Source organism: Pseudomonas libanensis (assembly GCF_001439685.1).
Taxonomy (GTDB): Bacteria; Pseudomonadota; Gammaproteobacteria; order Pseudomonadales; family Pseudomonadaceae; genus Aquipseudomonas; species Aquipseudomonas libanensis.
On record NZ_JYLH01000003.1, the window covers coordinates 313,164 to 331,519 of the forward strand.

General features: G+C 56.6%; 18 protein-coding genes. 5 read left to right on the forward strand and 13 right to left on the reverse strand.

The annotated features are described in order from the left end of the window. Positions 1-9: 9 nt before the first annotated feature. The 8 genes from TU73_RS06775 to mnmG form a co-directional block, all read right to left on the reverse strand. On the reverse strand, positions 10-480 hold the full coding sequence (locus TU73_RS06775; RefSeq protein WP_010565867.1) for a F0F1 ATP synthase subunit B: 471 nt from the start codon (positions 478-480) through the stop codon (positions 10-12). 56 nt (positions 481-536) lie between these two features. Beyond that, positions 537-794: a F0F1 ATP synthase subunit C gene (atpE, locus tag TU73_RS06780; RefSeq protein WP_002555987.1), complete on the reverse strand. Its 258-nt coding sequence runs from the start codon at positions 792-794 to the stop codon at positions 537-539. Positions 795-927: 133 nt separating this feature from the next. Then, the gene (gene atpB / locus TU73_RS06785; protein WP_046070210.1) at positions 928-1,797 is read right to left on the reverse strand and encodes a F0F1 ATP synthase subunit A; all 870 of its coding nucleotides are present in this window, start codon (positions 1,795-1,797) and stop codon (positions 928-930) included. A 16-nt stretch (positions 1,798-1,813) separates the two neighbouring features. Continuing rightward, positions 1,814-2,221, reverse strand: coding sequence for a F0F1 ATP synthase subunit I (locus TU73_RS06790; protein ID WP_010565865.1), 408 nt, complete (start codon positions 2,219-2,221; stop codon positions 1,814-1,816). 148 nt (positions 2,222-2,369) lie between these two features. Beyond that, positions 2,370-3,242 (reverse strand): ParB/RepB/Spo0J family partition protein, encoded by an 873-nt coding sequence (locus TU73_RS06795; RefSeq protein ID WP_057011546.1) that lies wholly within the window; start codon positions 3,240-3,242, stop codon positions 2,370-2,372. A 9-nt stretch (positions 3,243-3,251) separates the two neighbouring features. Beyond that, entirely contained in the window at positions 3,252-4,049 is a 798-nt protein-coding gene (locus tag TU73_RS06800; RefSeq protein ID WP_057011547.1) for a ParA family protein, read from the reverse strand. 18 nt (positions 4,050-4,067) lie between these two features. Next, a complete protein-coding gene (gene rsmG / locus TU73_RS06805) occupies positions 4,068-4,712 on the reverse strand; it encodes a 16S rRNA (guanine(527)-N(7))-methyltransferase RsmG (protein ID WP_057011548.1) in 645 nt (214 codons plus the stop codon). Continuing rightward, entirely contained in the window at positions 4,709-6,601 is a 1,893-nt protein-coding gene (mnmG, locus tag TU73_RS06810; RefSeq protein ID WP_057011648.1) for a tRNA uridine-5-carboxymethylaminomethyl(34) synthesis enzyme MnmG, read from the reverse strand. Before mnmG ends, rsmG begins: the two co-directional genes overlap by 4 nt. A gap of 564 nt (positions 6,602-7,165) precedes the next feature. Between mnmG and TU73_RS06815 the strand changes: the two genes are divergently transcribed. From TU73_RS06815 to TU73_RS06825, 3 genes are all read left to right on the forward strand, one after another. Further along, the gene (locus TU73_RS06815) at positions 7,166-7,672 is read left to right on the forward strand and encodes a sigma-70 family RNA polymerase sigma factor (protein WP_057011549.1); all 507 of its coding nucleotides are present in this window, start codon (positions 7,166-7,168) and stop codon (positions 7,670-7,672) included. Then, on the forward strand, positions 7,672-8,616 hold the full coding sequence (locus TU73_RS06820) for a FecR domain-containing protein (protein WP_057011550.1): 945 nt from the start codon (positions 7,672-7,674) through the stop codon (positions 8,614-8,616). Before TU73_RS06815 ends, TU73_RS06820 begins: the two co-directional genes overlap by 1 nt. Positions 8,617-8,749: 133 nt before the next feature. Further along, the gene (locus TU73_RS06825) at positions 8,750-11,140 is read left to right on the forward strand and encodes a TonB-dependent siderophore receptor (RefSeq protein ID WP_414860432.1); all 2,391 of its coding nucleotides are present in this window, start codon (positions 8,750-8,752) and stop codon (positions 11,138-11,140) included. Between the two features lie 19 nt (positions 11,141-11,159). Here TU73_RS06825 and mnmE read toward each other — a convergent pair whose 3' ends face one another. The 5 genes from mnmE to rpmH all read right to left on the reverse strand — a co-directional run bounded on the left by mnmE (position 11,160) and on the right by rpmH (position 15,091). Continuing rightward, positions 11,160-12,530, reverse strand: a complete 1,371-nt coding sequence (gene mnmE, locus TU73_RS06830; RefSeq protein WP_057011552.1) for a tRNA uridine-5-carboxymethylaminomethyl(34) synthesis GTPase MnmE — start codon at positions 12,528-12,530, stop codon at positions 11,160-11,162. A gap of 79 nt (positions 12,531-12,609) precedes the next feature. Then, entirely contained in the window at positions 12,610-14,295 is a 1,686-nt protein-coding gene (yidC, locus tag TU73_RS06835; RefSeq protein ID WP_057011553.1) for a membrane protein insertase YidC, read from the reverse strand. Positions 14,296-14,297: 2 nt separating this feature from the next. Beyond that, the gene (gene yidD, locus TU73_RS28105; RefSeq protein ID WP_019816912.1) at positions 14,298-14,543 is read right to left on the reverse strand and encodes a membrane protein insertion efficiency factor YidD; all 246 of its coding nucleotides are present in this window, start codon (positions 14,541-14,543) and stop codon (positions 14,298-14,300) included. After that, entirely contained in the window at positions 14,536-14,943 is a 408-nt protein-coding gene (gene rnpA, locus TU73_RS28110; RefSeq protein WP_020302575.1) for a ribonuclease P protein component, read from the reverse strand. The genes yidD and rnpA overlap by 8 nt, the downstream gene beginning before the upstream one ends. A gap of 13 nt (positions 14,944-14,956) precedes the next feature. Further along, the gene (gene rpmH, locus TU73_RS28115; protein WP_003213577.1) at positions 14,957-15,091 is read right to left on the reverse strand and encodes a 50S ribosomal protein L34; all 135 of its coding nucleotides are present in this window, start codon (positions 15,089-15,091) and stop codon (positions 14,957-14,959) included. 585 nt (positions 15,092-15,676) lie between these two features. Here rpmH and dnaA point away from each other — a divergent pair. Then, positions 15,677-17,194: a chromosomal replication initiator protein DnaA gene (gene dnaA, locus TU73_RS06845; protein ID WP_057011554.1), complete on the forward strand. Its 1,518-nt coding sequence runs from the start codon at positions 15,677-15,679 to the stop codon at positions 17,192-17,194. Positions 17,195-17,232: 38 nt separating this feature from the next. Beyond that, the gene (gene dnaN / locus TU73_RS06850; RefSeq protein ID WP_005783345.1) at positions 17,233-18,336 is read left to right on the forward strand and encodes a DNA polymerase III subunit beta; all 1,104 of its coding nucleotides are present in this window, start codon (positions 17,233-17,235) and stop codon (positions 18,334-18,336) included. Positions 18,337-18,356: the final 20 nt, after the last annotated feature.

Sequence of the window (18,356 nt, forward strand, 5' to 3'; positions counted from 1 at the left end):
CGCCCTCGCTTAAATTTCAGCAGCCAGTTTGTTAACCAGCTCCGCGTGCGCGTTTTGATCGATTGTGGCACCGAGGATCTTCTCAGCACCGCCGACGGCCAGAGCACCCAGTTGGGCACGCAGCGCGTCTTTGACACCGTTCAGTTCCTGTTCGATCTCGGCATGAGCCGAAGCCTTCACACGGTCAGCTTCGACGCGGGCTTTTTCAACAGCCTCTTCGACGATCTGGTTACCGCGTTTCTTGGCTTGCTCAATGATTTCAGCTGCCTGTGCTTTAGCTTCGCGCAGTTGAAGACCCACTTTCTCTTGGGCCAACTCCAGGTCGCGAGCTGCACGGCTGGCAGCGTCCAAACCATCCGCGATCTTCTTCTGACGTTCGTGCAAAGCCGCGATGACCGGAGGCCACACGAACTTCATGCAAAACACTACAAAAATGAAGAACGCAACGGATTGGCCAATCAGGGTTGCATTAATGTTCACGCCAACACCTCGCTCATTCGTTGTCCATCACCCCAATCACTCGAAAAGTCGAGTGATTAGCCAGCGAGTTGACCAACGAAGGGGTTCGCGAAGGTGAAGAACAGTGCGATACCAACGCCGATCATGGTCACGGCGTCGAGCAGGCCGGCGACGATGAACATTTTAACTTGCAGCATTGGGACCATTTCTGGCTGACGCGCTGCGCCTTCCAGGAATTTGCCGCCCAGCAGGCCGAAACCAATGGCAGTACCCAGGGCGCCCAGGCCGATCAACAGTGCAACAGCGATAGCGGTTAGACCAACTACAGTTTCCATCTTTCCTCCCGACTTTTACGTCGTATGGTTTAGGTTTTTTAGATTTTAAAGCGGTAAAACAAATCGTTTCATAGCCCTGTTGGGCCACCTTCCCGTTTGACCGGGAAGGACATCAGACTAGTCGAGACTGGTCTTAATGGTTCTCTTCGTGCGCCATCGACAGGTAGACGATAGTCAGCATCATGAAGATGAAGGCCTGCAGGGTAATGATCAGGATGTGGAACACAGCCCACGCCCACTGCAGAACTACGCCCAGGCCGCTAAGCCAGAGCAGGCCGCTGCCGAACATCACAGCGATCAGGATGAACACCAGCTCGCCGGCATACATGTTGCCGAACAGTCGCAGGGCCAGGGAGATCGGCTTGGCGACCAGGGTCACGAATTCCAGCAGGAAGTTCACCGGGATCAGCAGGGCTTGAACGAAAATGTTCTTGCTGCCGAACGGGTGCAGGGTCAGTTCGCCGATGAAGCCGCCGATACCCTTGACCTTGATGCTGTAGAAAATGATCAACGCGAACACCGACAGAGCCATGCCCAGGGTGGCGTTCGGGTCAGTGGTCGACACGGCGCGGAATGGAATGTGCGCATCGCCGGAGATCAGGATGGCCAACTGAGGAATCCAGTCCACCGGGATCAGGTCGACGGCGTTCATCAGGAACACCCAGACGAAGATGGTCAGCGCCAGCGGTGCGATCACCGGGCTACGGCCATGGAAGCTGTCTTTCACGCTGCCATCGACGAATTCGACCAGTACTTCAACGAAGTTCTGCAAAGCACCTGGCTGACCGGAGGTCGCCTTCTTTGCCGCCATGCGGAAAATCAGGACGAAGATCAGGCCCAATGCGACCGACCAACCCAGAGTATCCAGGTGGAAAGCCCAGAAACCCATTTCTTTGGCCTCTGCTGCGGTGTGGGCAAAGCCCCAGCCGCCGTTGGGAAGCTGACCGAAGGTCAGGTTCTGCAAGTGGTGCTGGATATAGCCCGAAGCGGTTGTTTCTGCCATGGTTGCCTCAAACGCCCTAAGGTTTCGAAAGTCTTGTTTTCATTAGCAGGGGAGCGAACCAGCTGACCAGTTGGGTCAACACGAAGACGCCGAATACAGCCAGCGGCGCCAATGGCTTCACACCTGCAAAGGTCAGTGCAAACAGCACTGCCGTCAAAATCAGTTTCCCCGCCTCGCCGGCATAAAAAGACCGGACGATAGCCTGGGCTGCTCGGGCGCCGGAAAACCGAAAGGCCCTGTGAGCAAAATACATATTGGGCAGCAAGGCTATCAGGCCTCCGCAGAGTCCTGAATATCCGGCTACGACTCCATGCCAGTACCAGAGCGCCAAAGCGGCGATCAGCAAAATGACAAATTGAGCCAATAAAACCGGAAAAACAGCTAAGCGATGGAACGGCAACGTGTTTGGCGTGCGGGTTTCCATCACTCTTGCTCCTCAATGGTCGGCTGCCGGAAATCAATAACTTGGCATAATTTGTGCCGACAAAATGCGCGCAGAGTATAGGGGCGGTTCTGCCCCTATTCAACTGTCGGGTAGTGATTTCCGATCACACGCTACATAAGCAAATGTTTCAGCGGATGTGGGCAAGGACGCCCTGCAGCTCATCGAGGGAGTTATATCCGATGACCAATTGCCCTTTGCCCTTCTTGCCGTGACGAATTTGCACCGCAGAGCCCAGGCGCTCGGCCAGGCGCTGCTCGAGTCGTGCGATATCCGGATCAGGTTTGGCCGCTTCGACCGGTGCAGGTTTGCCGCTGAGCCACTGGCGAACCAGGGCCTCGGTCTGACGTACAGTCAGACCTCGTGCGACAACGTGTCGCGCCCCTTCAACCTGTTGATTTTCCGGCAAACCGAGCAAAGCCCGGGCATGGCCCATTTCCAGGTCGCCGTGGGACAACATGGTCTTGATGACTTCCGGCAGTGCGATCAGGCGCAGCAAGTTGGACACGGTGACGCGGGATTTCCCCACTGCGTCGGCCACTTGTTGTTGGGTCAGCTGGAATTCATGCTGCAAACGCTGCAACGCGATCGCTTCTTCGATCGGGTTGAGGTCTTCGCGCTGGATATTTTCGATCAACGCCATGGCGATAGCGGTTTCATCCGATACATCGCGCACCATCGCCGGGATGGTGTCCTTGCCGGCCTGTTGGCTGGCGCGCCAGCGACGTTCACCGGCGATGATCTCAAAGCGGCCACCGCCAATCGGGCGCACCACAATGGGTTGCATCACGCCCTGGGCCTTGATCGAGTTAGCCAGCTCTTCCAGCGCCTGGGGATCCATGTCCCGGCGTGGCTGGTATTTGCCGCGCTGGATCAGGTCCAGGGGCAAGTGCTGCAGCTCGCGCTCGTCGGCCTGCACCGCTTGCTCTTCAAGCGATGTGACGGTCGGACCACTCAGGAGTGCATCCAGTCCACGTCCGAGACCTCGTTTCTTGACGGCCATGGGGATTCCTTAAGTTGGCTGGGCTGCAGCAGTGCGTGAATTGCGGCGTTGACGGCGAACCAACTCGCCGGCCAGCGCCAGATAGGCAATGGCACCACGCGAGGACTTGTCGTACGCCAGCGCGGGCATGCCATAGCTTGGCGCTTCGGCCAGGCGGATGTTGCGTGGGATCACGGTGTCATACAGTTGATCGCCAAAATGTTCCTTGAGCTGCGCCGACACATCGTTCATCAGGCTCAGACGCGGATCGTACATGGTCCGCAACAGGCCTTCGACTTTCAGGTTCGGGTTGAGCAACTCGGCGATACGCTTGATGTTATCCACAAGGTCGCTCAAGCCTTCGAGGGCGAAGTACTCGCACTGCATGGGGATAATCACCCCATCGGCGGCCACCAGGGCGTTGAGCGTGAGCATCGACAGCGACGGTGGGCAGTCGATCAGAATGTAGTCGTAATTCTCGCGAATGGGCGCCAGGGCGCTGCGCAGACGGCTTTCTTTCATCTGCATTTCCAGCAGCACCACTTCCGCCGCGGTCAAATCGCGGTTGGCTGGCAGCAGTTGATAACCACCATGCTCGGAATAGTGCATGGCCTGGGCCAGGTCGCATTCGCCAATCAGCAAATCGTAGACCGAGTTTTCCAGGCCGTGTTTATCCACACCGCTACCCATGGTGGCGTTGCCCTGTGGATCGAGATCGATCAACAGCACCCGACGCTTGGTGGCGACCAGGGATGCTGCGAGGTTGATACAGGTGGTGGTCTTACCCACGCCACCTTTCTGGTTCGCAATCGCGAATACCTTAGCCATTCTTGCTTGTGTTCCCAATCATGCCGTGCGGCGCAGTATCAGCAGATGGCGTTGGCCTTGGCAACCGGGTACGGCCAAGGCGTGTTCGCTATCGAGGTGGAAGTCTGCCGGCAATGCTAACAGCTCGTCGCTTGGATGGACGCCCTTCATTGCCAGCCAACGGGTATCGCGGTCGCCGAGGTGACGGGTCCAGTTGCTGAAGTTCTCCATGCTGCTGAATGCCCGGGACACGATGCCGTTGAAAGGCAGCTCAGGCGTGAAGGCTTCGACACGGCTGTGGATAACTTGCAGGTTATCCAGCTTGAGTTCGAGTTTGACCTGGGTCAGGAAGCGGGTTTTCTTGCCGTTGCTGTCCAGGCAGGTCACTTGGGACTCGGGAAACAGGATCGCCAAAGGAATGCCAGGCATTCCACCACCACTGCCGACGTCGAGCCAACGACCGTTTTCGATGAACGGCATCACGCTGAGGCTGTCGAGCAAATGCCGCGACACCATCTCGTCCGGATCACGCACGGCGGTCAGGTTGTAAGCCTTGTTCCATTTGATCAACAGGGCCAGATAGCCCAGCAACAATTCGTGCTGGGCTTCGGTGAGGGCCACGCCCAACTGGCGCGCTCCTGTGGATAACTCTTCGGCGTGTTGCGATGTGACCAACGAACTCAAGCGCTTTGCTCCAACTGACGGCCCGCGCCGCGTTTTTTCAAATGAATCATCAACAGCGAAATGGCTGCCGGGGTAACCCCAGGGATGCGTGAAGCCTGGCCGAGCGTTTCCGGCCGAGTTATCCCCAGCTTGCTTTGAATCTCTTTCGACAGCCCGGAAATCCCGGTGTAGTCGATATCCACAGGCAGCTTGGTGTCTTCACTGGCGCGCAAGCGGGCGATCTCGTCCTGCTGGCGGTCAATGTACCCGGCGTATTTGGTCTTGATCTCGACCTGTTCGGCAACCTGTGGATCTTCCGCGCCCTGGCCTGTCACTTCGACCAGGCCAGCGTAGTCGATTTCCGGGCGGGACAGCAGGTTCAGCAAGTTGTACTCATGGGTCAGCGGCGTGCCGAATTTTTCCGCAATCGCATCGCCTTGTTCGGTGCCCGGGCGAACCCAGGTACTTTTCAGCCGTTGCTCTTCGAGCGTGATGCTTTCGCGTTTCTTGCAGAACGCAGCCCAACGGGCGTCATCGACCAGGCCCAATTCGCGACCTTTTTCGGTCAAGCGCAGGTCGGCGTTGTCTTCGCGCAGGATCAGACGGTATTCGGCCCGGGAAGTGAACATCCGGTACGGTTCCTGGGTACCGAGGGTAATCAGGTCGTCGACCAATACACCGATATAGGCTTCATCGCGACGCGGGCACCAGCTGTCTTTGCCTTGAGCGCGCAATGCAGCGTTGGTTCCGGCCAGTAAACCCTGGGCCCCGGCTTCTTCGTAACCGGTGGTGCCATTGATTTGCCCGGCAAAGAACAAGCCGCCAATTACCTTGGTTTCCAGGCTGTATTTCAAGTCACGCGGGTCGAAGTAATCGTACTCAATGGCGTAGCCCGGCCGCACGATGTGCGCATTTTCCATACCGCGGATCGACTGCACGATCTGGATTTGCACATCGAACGGCAAGGAGGTGGAAATCCCGTTCGGGTACAACTCGTGCGTGGTCAAGCCTTCGGGTTCGATGAAGACCTGATGGCTTTCCTTGTCGGCAAAGCGGTGGATCTTGTCTTCGATCGACGGGCAGTAACGCGGGCCAATACCTTCGATTACCCCGGAATACATTGGCGAACGGTCGAGGTTTGCGGCAATGATTTCGTGGGTTCGGGCGTTAGTGTGGGTAATCCAGCAACTGACCTGCTTGGGGTGCTGCTCCTTGGAGCCCATGAACGACATAACCGGAATCGGTGTGTCACCGGCTTGCTCGGTCATCACCGAAAAATCCACAGAACGCCCGTCAATACGTGGCGGGGTCCCGGTTTTCAGGCGACCAACACGCAGGGGCAATTCGCGCAGGCGTTTTGCCAGGGCGATCGACGGCGGATCACCGGCGCGACCACCTGAATAATTCTGCATACCGATGTGGATAAGCCCACCGAGGAAGGTACCGGTGGTCAGCACGACGGATTCTGCGAAGAAACGCAAGCCCATTTGGGTGACCACGCCTTTCACCACGTCCTGCTCGACGATCAGATCATCGGCGGCTTGCTGAAATATCCACAGGTTCGGCTGGTTTTCCAGGGTTTCACGTACGGCCGCCTTGTACAGGATGCGGTCAGCTTGAGCCCGGGTTGCACGCACCGCCGGGCCTTTGCGGCTGTTGAGGACGCGAAACTGAATACCACCTATGTCGGTGGCCATGGCCATCACACCACCAAGGGCGTCGATTTCCTTGACCAAGTGGCTTTTGCCAATCCCGCCAATTGCGGGGTTGCAACTCATGGCACCGAGGGTTTCCACGTTGTGCGTGAGCAGCAGGGTTTTTACGCCCATGCGTGCTGACGCCAGTGCTGCCTCGGTACCGGCATGACCGCCGCCGATGACGATCACTTCAAAACGGGAAGGGAAATCCACCACGCACCTCGTGCCTGCTTATGTAGGTAATCAGGAATTGTTTGTTGAAAGAGTTTTACAGCTTTGGCGGCAAGTATAGGGACTTCGCCCTTCCTAAAGAACCCTTTGCACAAAATTTAACCAGCTGTGGATGAATCACAGACAATAGAAATTAAAAGAGAGAAATTTATTAAATCTTTGTTTTTATGTTTATTTCTACTGAGCTACTTTTCTGTGGATAGATTGCTACGGGCCTTTATTTTCAATGTGTACAGAGGTTCAAAAGTCTGTGGTCATGTGCCAATGAGGCCCTTGGATAAGTGCTTTAAGCCTGTGGATTAAACAGGTGGTTATCCACAGAGGGGTTTTTGCTCAGGTTTCAAGCCCTGTTATCAACTGGGCACAGGGACGGTTATTCACAGGGCTTAATCCACAGAAAACCGCAAATCCGCTGGCATTTCCTTCTGCACGAAGGCAGCCGAATCCTTTACCCGGGGGGTGAGTGCTTCAAAAAGAGATCTATTGTGAGAAAACGGCTCGGCAGTTAATAATAGCGATTATCATTAACCTGCCTTGTCATGCCCTATGTCCCTTCCATCACACACGGCTGCGGTCCAGAACATCTATGAGCAACACCATTGCTGGTTGCATGGGTGGCTCAAAGGTAAGTTGCATAACGCCTGCGATGCGGCCGATGTGGCGCACGATACGTTTGTGCGTATTCTGGGCGGGCGACATGCGGCCCAGATCATTGAGCCGCGGGATTATCTGGCGACTATCGCCAGGGGCCTGTTGATTGATCGTTACCGTCGACACGCCATTGAGCAGGCCTACAAGCAAACCTTGGCCGAACGTCCTGAAGCCAACGTCATTAGCGAAGAAGACAAGGCCATCATCATTGAGACCCTGGTGGCTGTGGATAAAGCCTTGGCCACACTCGGCGAGCGAACACGGCGGATCTTTATGCTGTCGCAGATCGAGGGTCTGACTTATCAACAGATCGCAGATCAGCTGCAGGTATCACTCACCACAGTGAAGAAGCACATGATCCGTGCATTGACTGAATGTTCGCTGATCGTGGCCAGCCTGTAATGGCGGTCCCCGATCGCAAGACCTTCGAAGCCGCTGCCAGTTGGTATGTACAGTTCCAGTCCGAGACACCTACGGCCGCTGACCGTAAGGCCTGGCAACAATGGCTGAACGGCGATCCGTCCCACCAGGCTGCGTGGGACCAGATGGAACAATTACAGCGCAGTCTTGGCGCGCTGCCCCAGGATTTAACCCGCCGTGCATTGTCGGCCGCGCAGCAACGCCGCCAAGTACTGAAGTGGATGCTGGTGTTGGGCGGTACCGGTTATCTAGGCTGGAATGTTCAGCAACACACGCCCCTGGCAAATGTTTGGGCTGATTACCGAACGTCCGTGGGTGAACGCCGGCGTATCGAACTGGCTGACGGTACGCGGATTGATCTTAATACCGGTACTGCGATTGACGTGATTTTCGATGGGCACGAGCGCTTGATCCGCTTGCGCGAAGGTGAGGTACTTATCCACACCGGTAAGTTTGGCGGGCAAATGCCCTTTTATGTCGAAACCCGCGAGGGCCGCGTCCAGGCATTGGGTACTCGGTTCACCGTGCGCCAGTTGCCAGGCTCCACGCGTGTCGGCGTCCTGGAGGATCGGGTGAGCGTGTCGCCAGGTGACCAGCCTGACCACGCGCGGTTGCTCGGTGCCGGTGAGAGCGCTGACTTTGATCGCCAAAACGTGGGGCCTAACACGACTTATCGTGGCTCCCGGTCTGCCTGGGTCGACGGACAGTTAATCGTATTGGATGCTCGCCTCGCAGAGGTGATGGACGAACTCGCCCGCTATCGCCCAGGTGTCCTGAAATACGATTCGGCTTCGGCGCGCTTGCGTATCTCCGGCACCTTCCGACTGGATTCAACCGATGCAGTACTGGCTAACCTACAGGCAACCTTGCCGATTCAGGTGAAGTACTTCACGCGCTATTGGGTTTCAGTGACGCGAATCGGTTGAAAAAAATTCGCACACGGGGGTTATCTTTTTTTCACCTGATGCGGCCCTACAGGTAATTACGACCACCTTCAGGGCTTACCCACCTATGCGCCTCCCCACCAAACTCCGCTTGCGACTTTCCTGCCACGGTATGATGTGCGGCCTGCTGCTCGGTACCGCAAACATCGCCAGTGTCTTGCTTGCCCCTGGCGCCATGGCCGCCAATGGGGTGCAGCATTTCATCATCGCGGCTGGCCCGCTGGACAATGCCTTGAGTCAATTCGCTGCCAGAGCGAATGTGATTCTGTCTTTCTCGCCTCGGCAAACCGCGCAGCTGACTACAGCAGGGCTGGAAGGCGATTATTCGGTGGAACAAGGCTTCGCGCTGCTGCTGCAGAACTCGGGGCTACAAGTGCTATCCCAGGCTCCCGGCAGTTATGTTCTGCAGGCCATTCCCGCAGGGCAACTAGTGCTCGCCCCTACCACGGTCAGCGGTTACCAACAGGCGGGGTTCAATCAAGACATCGCCGGGGATGTGGGCTACAAGGCGCAAAATAGTCGCATCGGTACCAAGACCAGCACGCCTTTATCCGAAACGCCACGTTCGGTATCGGTCGTCACCGGCCAACGCATAAAGGACCAGAAGTCCCAAACCCTGACTGAAGTGTTGGGTTATGTGCCGGGTATCTTCGCGCCCCCTTTTGCTGCCGGTGACGGTCTGGCAGGCGACTTGTTCTTTATTCGCGGTTTCAATGCCACGGATTACGGCTACGGCCTCCTGCGAGATGGGCTACGGGTACAAGGCAATCGCTACGATACGACCAGTGAGCCTTATGGCTTGGAACGCGTCGAAATCTTTCGCGGCCCCTCGTCCCTGCTCTACGGTGAGAATGCGCCTGGCGGCTTGGTGAATCTGGTGAGCAAACACCCCACCGCCACCCCGCAAGGTGAGGTGCAACTGGGGTATGGCTCGAATAATCGGCGTCAATTGGGTGTGGATATCTCGGGTCCGCTCAACGACAGCGACAACATCCTTGGACGCGTGGTGATGCTGGGCCGCAAATCTGGCACGCAGACTGACCATGTTCCAGATGATCGCCTGTATATCGCGCCCTCCCTGACCCTGAATTTCGACGATTACAACAGCCTGACCCTGTTGGCCAATTACCAAAAAGACCACACTAATCTCGAACTAGGCCTACCCGCCGCCGGTACCTTGCTTACCAACCCCAATGGCAAACTGTCCAAGCACACCATGCTCGGCGACCCGGACTGGAATACGTTCGAACGTGAAGCCTGGAGCACCGGCTACGAGTTCAGCCATAGTTTCAACGACGATTGGCAGTTCCGCCAGAACTCACGCTATATGCAGTCGCGCATCAACCGCCATGAAACCTGGCCTGGCGCGCTGAATAACCGTGGCTTCGGTACTCAGCTGAACATGACTGCCTATGACCGCTACAACAAGTCGATGGTCTATTCCCTGGATAACCAGGTGGAAGGCAAATTCCAGCTCGGTGGTCTCGACAATACTGTGCTCCTCGGCGCCAGCTACGACCGCACCTCGTTCAACCAGGATTGGGACGCTGGCTCTGCCGGCACCATCAATGTGTATAACCCCGTCTACCTGCGTGATCCATTGACCCCGATTGCCGTGCAAAACACCTTGCTCGAACAACAGATGAAAGGGGTCTATGCACAAATTCAGAGCAAGTACGACCATTGGCTGTTCCTGCTTGGAGGCCGTCAGGACTGGGTGGACAGTCATTTCCGTGACAAGGTCAACAAGGCCAGCAACACCGACGCCGAGGACCGCAAGTTCACTTACCAGGGCGGGGTGATGTACCAGTTCGACAACGGTCTGACGCCGTATGTCAGCTATTCCACTGCTTTCGTTCCCGTGCAGCAAATCTCCAATGCCGGTTCACCCTTGAAGCCGATCACCAGCAGCCAGTACGAAGTGGGGGTCAAGTACGAGCCGATCGGCTGGGATACCGCAATGACCCTGTCGCTGTATGACTTGCGCAAGCAAGACGATACCTACCTGGACGCCACCACCAACAGTTACCGCCAGGTGGGCGAGAGCCGGGCCAAGGGTGTAGAGGTTGAGGTGAACAGCAATGTCACGCCCAATCTGAATGTGACGGCGGCTTACACCTATACGGACGCTCGGATTACCAAGGATTCGGCGACCTCATTGGTCGAGGGGCACCAGATGACGGGAGTGCCGCGCAACCAGGCCTCGATCTGGGGCAAGTACCGTTTCCTCAATGGCCAACTCAAGGGCTTATCCCTGGGCGGCGGTGTGCGTTATTTCGACAGCACCTTTTCTTACACCGCACCTACGCTGTACGGGAAGTTGGACGCAGGTAGCGTCACGTTGGTAGACGCAGCGGTTGGCTATCAGATTGATAAACACTGGTCAGTCGACCTGAACGCCAAGAACCTGCTCGATAAGGAATATGTAGCCGGCTGCAACGACGCCGGCCGTTGCTACTGGGGGGACAGCCGTACCTTGCTCGGTACGGTGTCGTACAACTGGTAGAGGCCTGTGGATAACCAGGCTATTTGCCGATACAGAAACTGGAAAAAATCCGCCCCAACAAATCATCGGAGCTGAATGCGCCGGTGATTTCCCCCAGGAGCTGCTGCGCCTGACGCAAATCCTCTGCCAGCAGCTCCCCTGCCCCCGCCAAGGTCAATTGCGCGCGACCGTGCTCCAACGCCGCGCTCGCATGGCGCAACGCCTCCAAATGCCTGCGGCGTGCACTGAAGCTGCTTTCCGAGGTCTGTTCGTAGCCCATGCAGGCCTTGAGGTGCTCACGCAGCAATTCCAGACCTTCACCTGCCGACTTGGCGCTCAGGCTGATCGTGACATGCCCGTCCTCGCTGGTTTCCAGGGCGATTGATTCACCTGTCAGGTCGGCTTTGTTACGAATAAGAGTGACTTTGGCCGGGTCCGGGCGTTGCTCGAGGAATTCAGGCCACAGTGCAAACGGATCCACAGCTTCCGGTGCCGTGGCATCAACTACCAGCAACACCCGATCGGCTTCACTGATCGCCTTGAGTGCCCGCTCCACGCCGATTTTTTCCACCTGGTCATCGGTGTCGCGTAAGCCGGCGGTGTCGACCACGTGCAGCGGCATGCCGTCGATGTGGATATGTTCGCGCAGGATATCCCGGGTAGTGCCGGCAATCTCGGTGACAATCGCCGCCTCGCGTCCTGCCAGGGCATTGAGCAGGCTGGATTTGCCGGCATTGGGCCGGCCGGCAATCACCACTGTCATACCATCGCGCAACAACGCGCCCTGCCCGGCTTCACGCAATACTGTGGATAATTCCTCGCGGACTTTATCCAACATGGCTAAGACGTGGCCATCCGCGAGGAAGTCGATTTCTTCTTCCGGAAAATCAATTGCCGCTTCGACGTAAATACGCAGATTGATCAGTTGCTCGGTCAAGTTATGCACACGCAGGGAAAAAGCTCCCTGCAACGAGCGTAATGCGTTGCGCGCAGCCTGGGCAGAACTGGCTTCGATCAAATCGGCGATGGCTTCGGCCTGGGCCAGATCGAGCTTATCGTTCAGAAACGCGCGTTCGCTGAATTCCCCAGGTCGCGCCAAGCGGCAACCCAGTTGCAGGCAACGCTGCAGGAGCATATCCAGCACGACAGGGCCGCCATGCCCCTGTAATTCCAGGACGTCTTCTCCAGTGAAGGAGTTCGGCCCAGGGAAGTAGATAGCCAGACCTTCATCCAACACGCTTTGGTCGGCATCCAGGAATTGGCCGTAATGGGCATAGCGGGGTTTCAGCTCTCGGCCATTGATAGCTTTGGCTGCTACACCCGCAAGCGGCCCGGAAATACGAACGATACCCACACCGCCTCTACCTTGAGCGGTGGCCACAGCAGCGATGGTTTCACGGGGAGCACTCATCAGCAGGTTCCAGAACAAAAGTGACGGAAAGCAAAACGCCCCACTAGGGGGCGTCTTGAGTGGTTATCCACAGAGTAAATTACGCCTCGGCTTTCTTGGTAGCCGCTTCGATTTTACGTGTGATGTACCACTGTTGAGAGATCGACAACACGTTGTTGACCACCCAGTACAGTACCAAACCGGCTGGGAACCACAGGAAGAAGAAGGTGAAGATGATTGGCATCATTTTCATTACCTTGGCCTGCATCGGATCCGGCGGGGTCGGGTTCAGGCGCTGCTGGATGAACATGGTCGCGCCCATGATGATCGGCAGGATAAAGAACGGGTCTTTGATCGACAGGTCAGTTATCCACAGCATGAACGGCGCCTGGCGCATTTCCACGCTTTCCAGGAGTACCCAGTAAAGCGACAGGAACACCGGCATCTGTACCAGAATCGGCAAGCATCCACCCAGCGGGTTGATCTTCTCTTTCTTGTACAGCTCCATCATGGCCTGCGACATTTTCTGCCGGTCATCACCATGTTGTTCTTTCAATGCGGCCAGTTTCGGCGCCACGGCACGCATACGTGCCATCGACTTGTAGCTGGCTGCCGACAACGGGAAGAAGATCCCCTTGATCAGCATGGTCAGGAAGATGATCGACCAACCCCAGTTACCGACGATACTGTGGATATGTTGCAGCAACCAGAAGATCGGCTGGGCAATGAACCACAGAATGCCGTAATCGACAGTCAGTTCCAGGCCTGGGGATAACTCTTTCAGCACGGCCTGGCTTTTCGGGCCGGCATACAGCGTAGCGCTGGTTTCAGCCTTGGCACCTGGAGCGACGTTCAACGCCGGACCAGTAAAACCAATGATGTAGTTGCCTTGGCTGTCTTTACGGGTCTGAACCAGGTTGGCTTCACCCTTGTTCGGGATCCAGGCGGTCACGAAGTAGTGTTGCAACCAGGCAACCCAGCCGCCTTGCACGGTTTCTTTCAGCGAACCCTTGTCGATATCTTTCATCGACACTTTTTTGTACGGCTCGCCACTTGTCCACAGGGCTGCGCCCAGGTAAGTCGCGGTGCCGGTGGCAGTACTGGAAGAAGGATCGGAGCTGCCATCACGCTTGAGCTGGGCAAACAGGTTGCCACTCCAGGGCTTGTCGCTGGTGTTGTCGATCAGGTAAGTGACCTTCAAGTCGTACAAACCACGGGTAAAGCTGAAACGCTTGATGTAGTTGACGCCGTCGAGGCTGAATTTCAGGTCGACGTTCAACTGGTTCTGGCCGTCAGCCAGTTGATAAGTCTTCTGTTCGGTCGAATAAACCGGACGACCGGTAGCACGTGCATCCGGACCGTTGGTGCCAGTCAGGCCGCTTTGCGCCAGATAAGTACGTTCACCGCCGTTATCGAACAGCTGGAACGGAACATCCGGATGATCCTGGCGACGTGGATAAAGCGGCAGCTTCAGCTGTGCGATATCACCACCTTGCGGGTCGATGGCCAGGTCGAGCACATCCGTTTTCACGTGGATGAGGTCTTTGTTTGTGACCACTGGCGTTTCTAAAGGTGCGCTGGTCTCGCCATTCGCGCTGGGAACATCGGCACTCGCGGACGCATTATTATTACCCAGCGGGGCGTCCGGAATAGCCGGCGCGGCCTGATTGGTAGCAACATTCTGAGTCGGCAGGGCAGCCTGGCCGTAGTCCTGGTTCCACTTAAGAACCATGACGTAGGACACGATTGCCAGGGCGACGATCAGGATCGTGCGTTTAATATCCATGATTACTCGGCCATCGAAGAAGAACGGGAGGTAGGGATAGGTGGAACCGGGTCATAACCACCGGGATTCCACGGATGACAGCGACCTAAACGACGAAAGGTCAGCCAGCCACCGCGCAGAAGACCATGATTTTCTATGGCCTCTAACGCGTAGCAGGAACAACTGGGGTAGAAACGACAGTGGCTGGCCATCAGAGGACTAATGGCATAGCGATAAAACTGGATCGGAACGATTGCCAGTTTACGCATCAAGGCTGTCTACCCCTACAGTTTCGGTGCTGACTGCTGGTGCTGGCTTGTGGGTACGCGCCAAACGTTTCCAGAGCTTGCCGAAATGCTGAATCAATTCGGGGTTTTCTACATCACCCAAGCCTTTGCGCGCGACGATAACAATATCCCAACCAACCAGAGTGTCCTGGTGGAGGCGAAACGATTCGCGCATCAGACGCTTGAGGCGATTGCGCTCAACGGAGAGCTTTACGCTCTTCTTGCCGATCACCAACCCGAGACGAGGGTGATCAAGATCGTTGTTACGCGCAAGGAGCAGGAGATTTTTCCCCGGAACCTTGCCGGTGGGGGAGTCAAAGACTGCCTTGAAATGCCGGGGGGTTAGCAGACGCTTTTCCCGACTGAAGTCCTGACTCACCACCAGTACCGGATTATCAAACTGCCAGACGCGCACGACCTTTGGCGCGGCGACGCGACAGGACAGCACGGCCGTTCTTGGTAGCCATGCGAGCACGGAAGCCGTGAGTACGGGCGCGTTTGATGGTGCTTGGTTGGAAAGTACGTTTCATGGCGTTGTTACCTGGTTCGTCCACAACGGGCCGGAATGGCCCCCGTTTTAAGAGACCGGCGATTCTAGAGAAAGCAAGCCTCTAGGTCAATTTCCAACCAGCTTTTCCTTTAATTAGTTCTTCATGGCGTCACGACCCGCTTCGGGTCGTCCGGCTTCCATCAGCCTTGCCATAGATATAAAAATAAAGAAGGAAGTTATTTAAAGCTTTTCTGTAAAGCTTATAAAAGCTAGGCACGCGATCGTCTGTGGATAACTACCTTTAGCCCTTGTTGTACGTGATGTACAGAGAATGACAACACGGGGGAGAAGCGGTGCTCTGCCTGTGCTGCGCTGTCGGATAAGCTGTGTGTGGAATGGGTTGTTATCCACAGGCCAGTTACCCACAGAGTTTCGACCCCACTTGTACAACGAGCTCAGGGTGGCTTATCCACAGAGCTTATGCACAGACCATTGGTCGCCTTTTTTGCCGTTAAGACATTGATTTTGGCTGGCCTGTGAGCAACCTACATGTGGATAAGTGGGCGGCTGGCCGCTACAATGGCGGCTGTTTTTGCCTCACCGGCTTTCAACTTAGGGGATATCCGTGTCAGTGGAACTTTGGCAGCAGTGCGTGGAGCTTTTGCGCGATGAGCTGCCTGCCCAGCAATTCAACACCTGGATCCGTCCGCTACAGGTCGAAGCCGAAGGCGACGAGTTGCGTGTCTACGCACCCAATCGTTTTGTTCTCGACTGGGTCAACGAGAAGTACCTGAGCCGCGTTCTCGAATTGCTCGATGAACATGGCAACGGCCTCGCGCCCGTGCTCTCCTTATTAATAGGCAGCAAACGTAGCTCGGTACCACGGGCCGCGCCGAATGCGCCTTTGGCTGCCGCGGCGTCGCAAGCCCAGGCCGCAGCGACGCCGGTTGCCGCTTCCCCCGTGCCTGCGGCGACGCCTTCCAAATCCTCAGCGCAAAAAAATGCGCCAGAAAATCAAGAGCCATCCCGTGACAGCTTCGACCCGATGGCGGGTGCCAGTTCCCAGCAGGCGCCGGTCCGCGCCGAACAGCGCACTGTTCAGGTTGAAGGTGCGCTCAAGCACACCAGCTACCTGAACCGCACCTTCACCTTTGAAAACTTCGTCGAAGGTAAGTCGAACCAGCTGGCTCGGGCTGCCGCCTGGCAGGTCGCCGATAATCCCAAGCACGGGTACAACCCGCTCTTCCTTTATGGGGGCGTTGGCTTGGGTAAGACGCACTTGATGCATGCCGTGGGTAACCACCTGTTAAAGAAGAACCCGAATGCCAAGGTCGTGTACCTGCACTCGGAGCGCTTCGTGGCGGACATGGTCAAGGCCTTGCAGCTCAATGCAATCAACGAATTCAAGCGCTTCTACCGTTCCGTTGACGCCTTGCTGATCGATGACATTCAGTTTTTCGCGCGCAAGGAACGCTCCCAGGAGGAGTTTTTCCATACCTTCAACGCCCTGCTTGAAGGTGGCCAGCAGGTCATCTTGACCAGTGACCGTTACCCGAAGGAAATCGAGGGCCTTGAAGAACGCTTGAAGTCGCGCTTCGGTTGGGGCCTGACCGTTGCGGTGGAACCGCCGGAGCTGGAAACCCGCGTCGCGATCCTGATGAAGAAGGCCGACCAGGCCAAAGTCGACTTGCCCCACGACGCTGCGTTCTTCATTGCCCAACGTATTCGTTCCAACGTGCGTGAACTCGAGGGCGCGCTCAAGCGGGTCATCGCTCACTCGCACTTCATGGGCCGCGATATCACCATCGAGTTGATTCGCGAATCCCTGAAAGACTTGTTGGCCTTGCAGGACAAATTGGTGAGTGTGGATAACATCCAGCGCACCGTGGCCGAGTACTACAAGATCAAGATTTCCGACCTGCTGTCCAAGCGTCGGTCGCGCTCGGTTGCGCGCCCCCGTCAGGTAGCCATGGCTCTCTCCAAGGAGTTGACCAACCACAGCCTGCCGGAAATCGGTGATGTATTTGGCGGACGCGACCACACCACGGTCCTGCACGCATGCCGCAAGATCAACGAACTTAAGGAATCCGACGCGGATATTCGCGAGGACTACAAGAACCTGCTGCGTACACTGACTACGTGATGACACCAGCGCAGCTTATTAAGGCAAGGGACTAGACCATGCATTTCACCATTCAACGCGAAGCCCTGTTGAAACCCCTGCAACTGGTCGCAGGCGTCGTCGAGCGCCGACAGACCTTGCCGGTGCTTTCCAACGTATTACTGGTGGTCGAAGGCCAGCAGTTGTCCTTGACCGGTACCGACCTGGAAGTCGAGCTGGTGGGTCGCGTACAGCTCGAAGAGCCCGCCGAACCCGGCGAGATCACCGTGCCGGCGCGCAAGCTGATGGATATCTGCAAAAGCCTGCCGAACGACGCGCTGATTGATATCAAGGTCGATGAGCAAAAGCTGGTGGTCAAGGCTGGTCGCAGCCGTTTTACCCTGTCGACCTTGCCGGCCAATGATTTCCCTACCGTGGAAGAAGGCCCAGGCTCGCTGACCTGCAGCCTGGAGCAGAGCAAGCTGCGTCGCTTGATCGAGCGCACCAGCTTTGCCATGGCCCAGCAGGACGTGCGTTACTACCTCAACGGCATGCTGCTGGAAGTATCGGAAGGCATCATCCGTGCCGTGGCCACTGATGGCCACCGTCTGGCGATGTGCTCGATGCGCGCCGATATCGGCCAGCCGGATCGCCACCAGGTGATCGTGCCGCGCAAAGGTATCCTCGAATTGGCCCGCCTGCTCACCGAGCCGGACGGCAACGTCAGCATCGTGTTGGGGCAGCATCACATCCGCGCAACCACTGGCGAGTTCACCTTCACTTCCAAGCTGGTTGACGGCAAGTTCCCGGATTACGAACGCGTGTTGCCTAAAGGTGGTGACAAGCTGGTAATCGGTGATCGCCAGGCGCTACGTGAGGCGTTCAGCCGTACTGCCATTCTGTCGAACGAAAAGTACCGCGGTATTCGCCTGCAACTGGCCAACGGCCAATTGAAAATCCAGGCCAACAACCCGGAACAGGAAGAGGCGGAAGAAGAAGTCGGCGTCGACTACAACGGCGGTTCACTGGAAATCGGCTTCAACGTGAGCTACTTGTTGGACGTACTGGGGGTGATGACGACTGAACAGGTTCGCCTGATTCTGTCTGACTCCAACAGCAGCGCCCTGGTGCAAGAATCCGACAACGACGACTCGGCTTACGTTGTCATGCCGATGCGCCTGTAACCATGCTCAGCAGAAGCTAG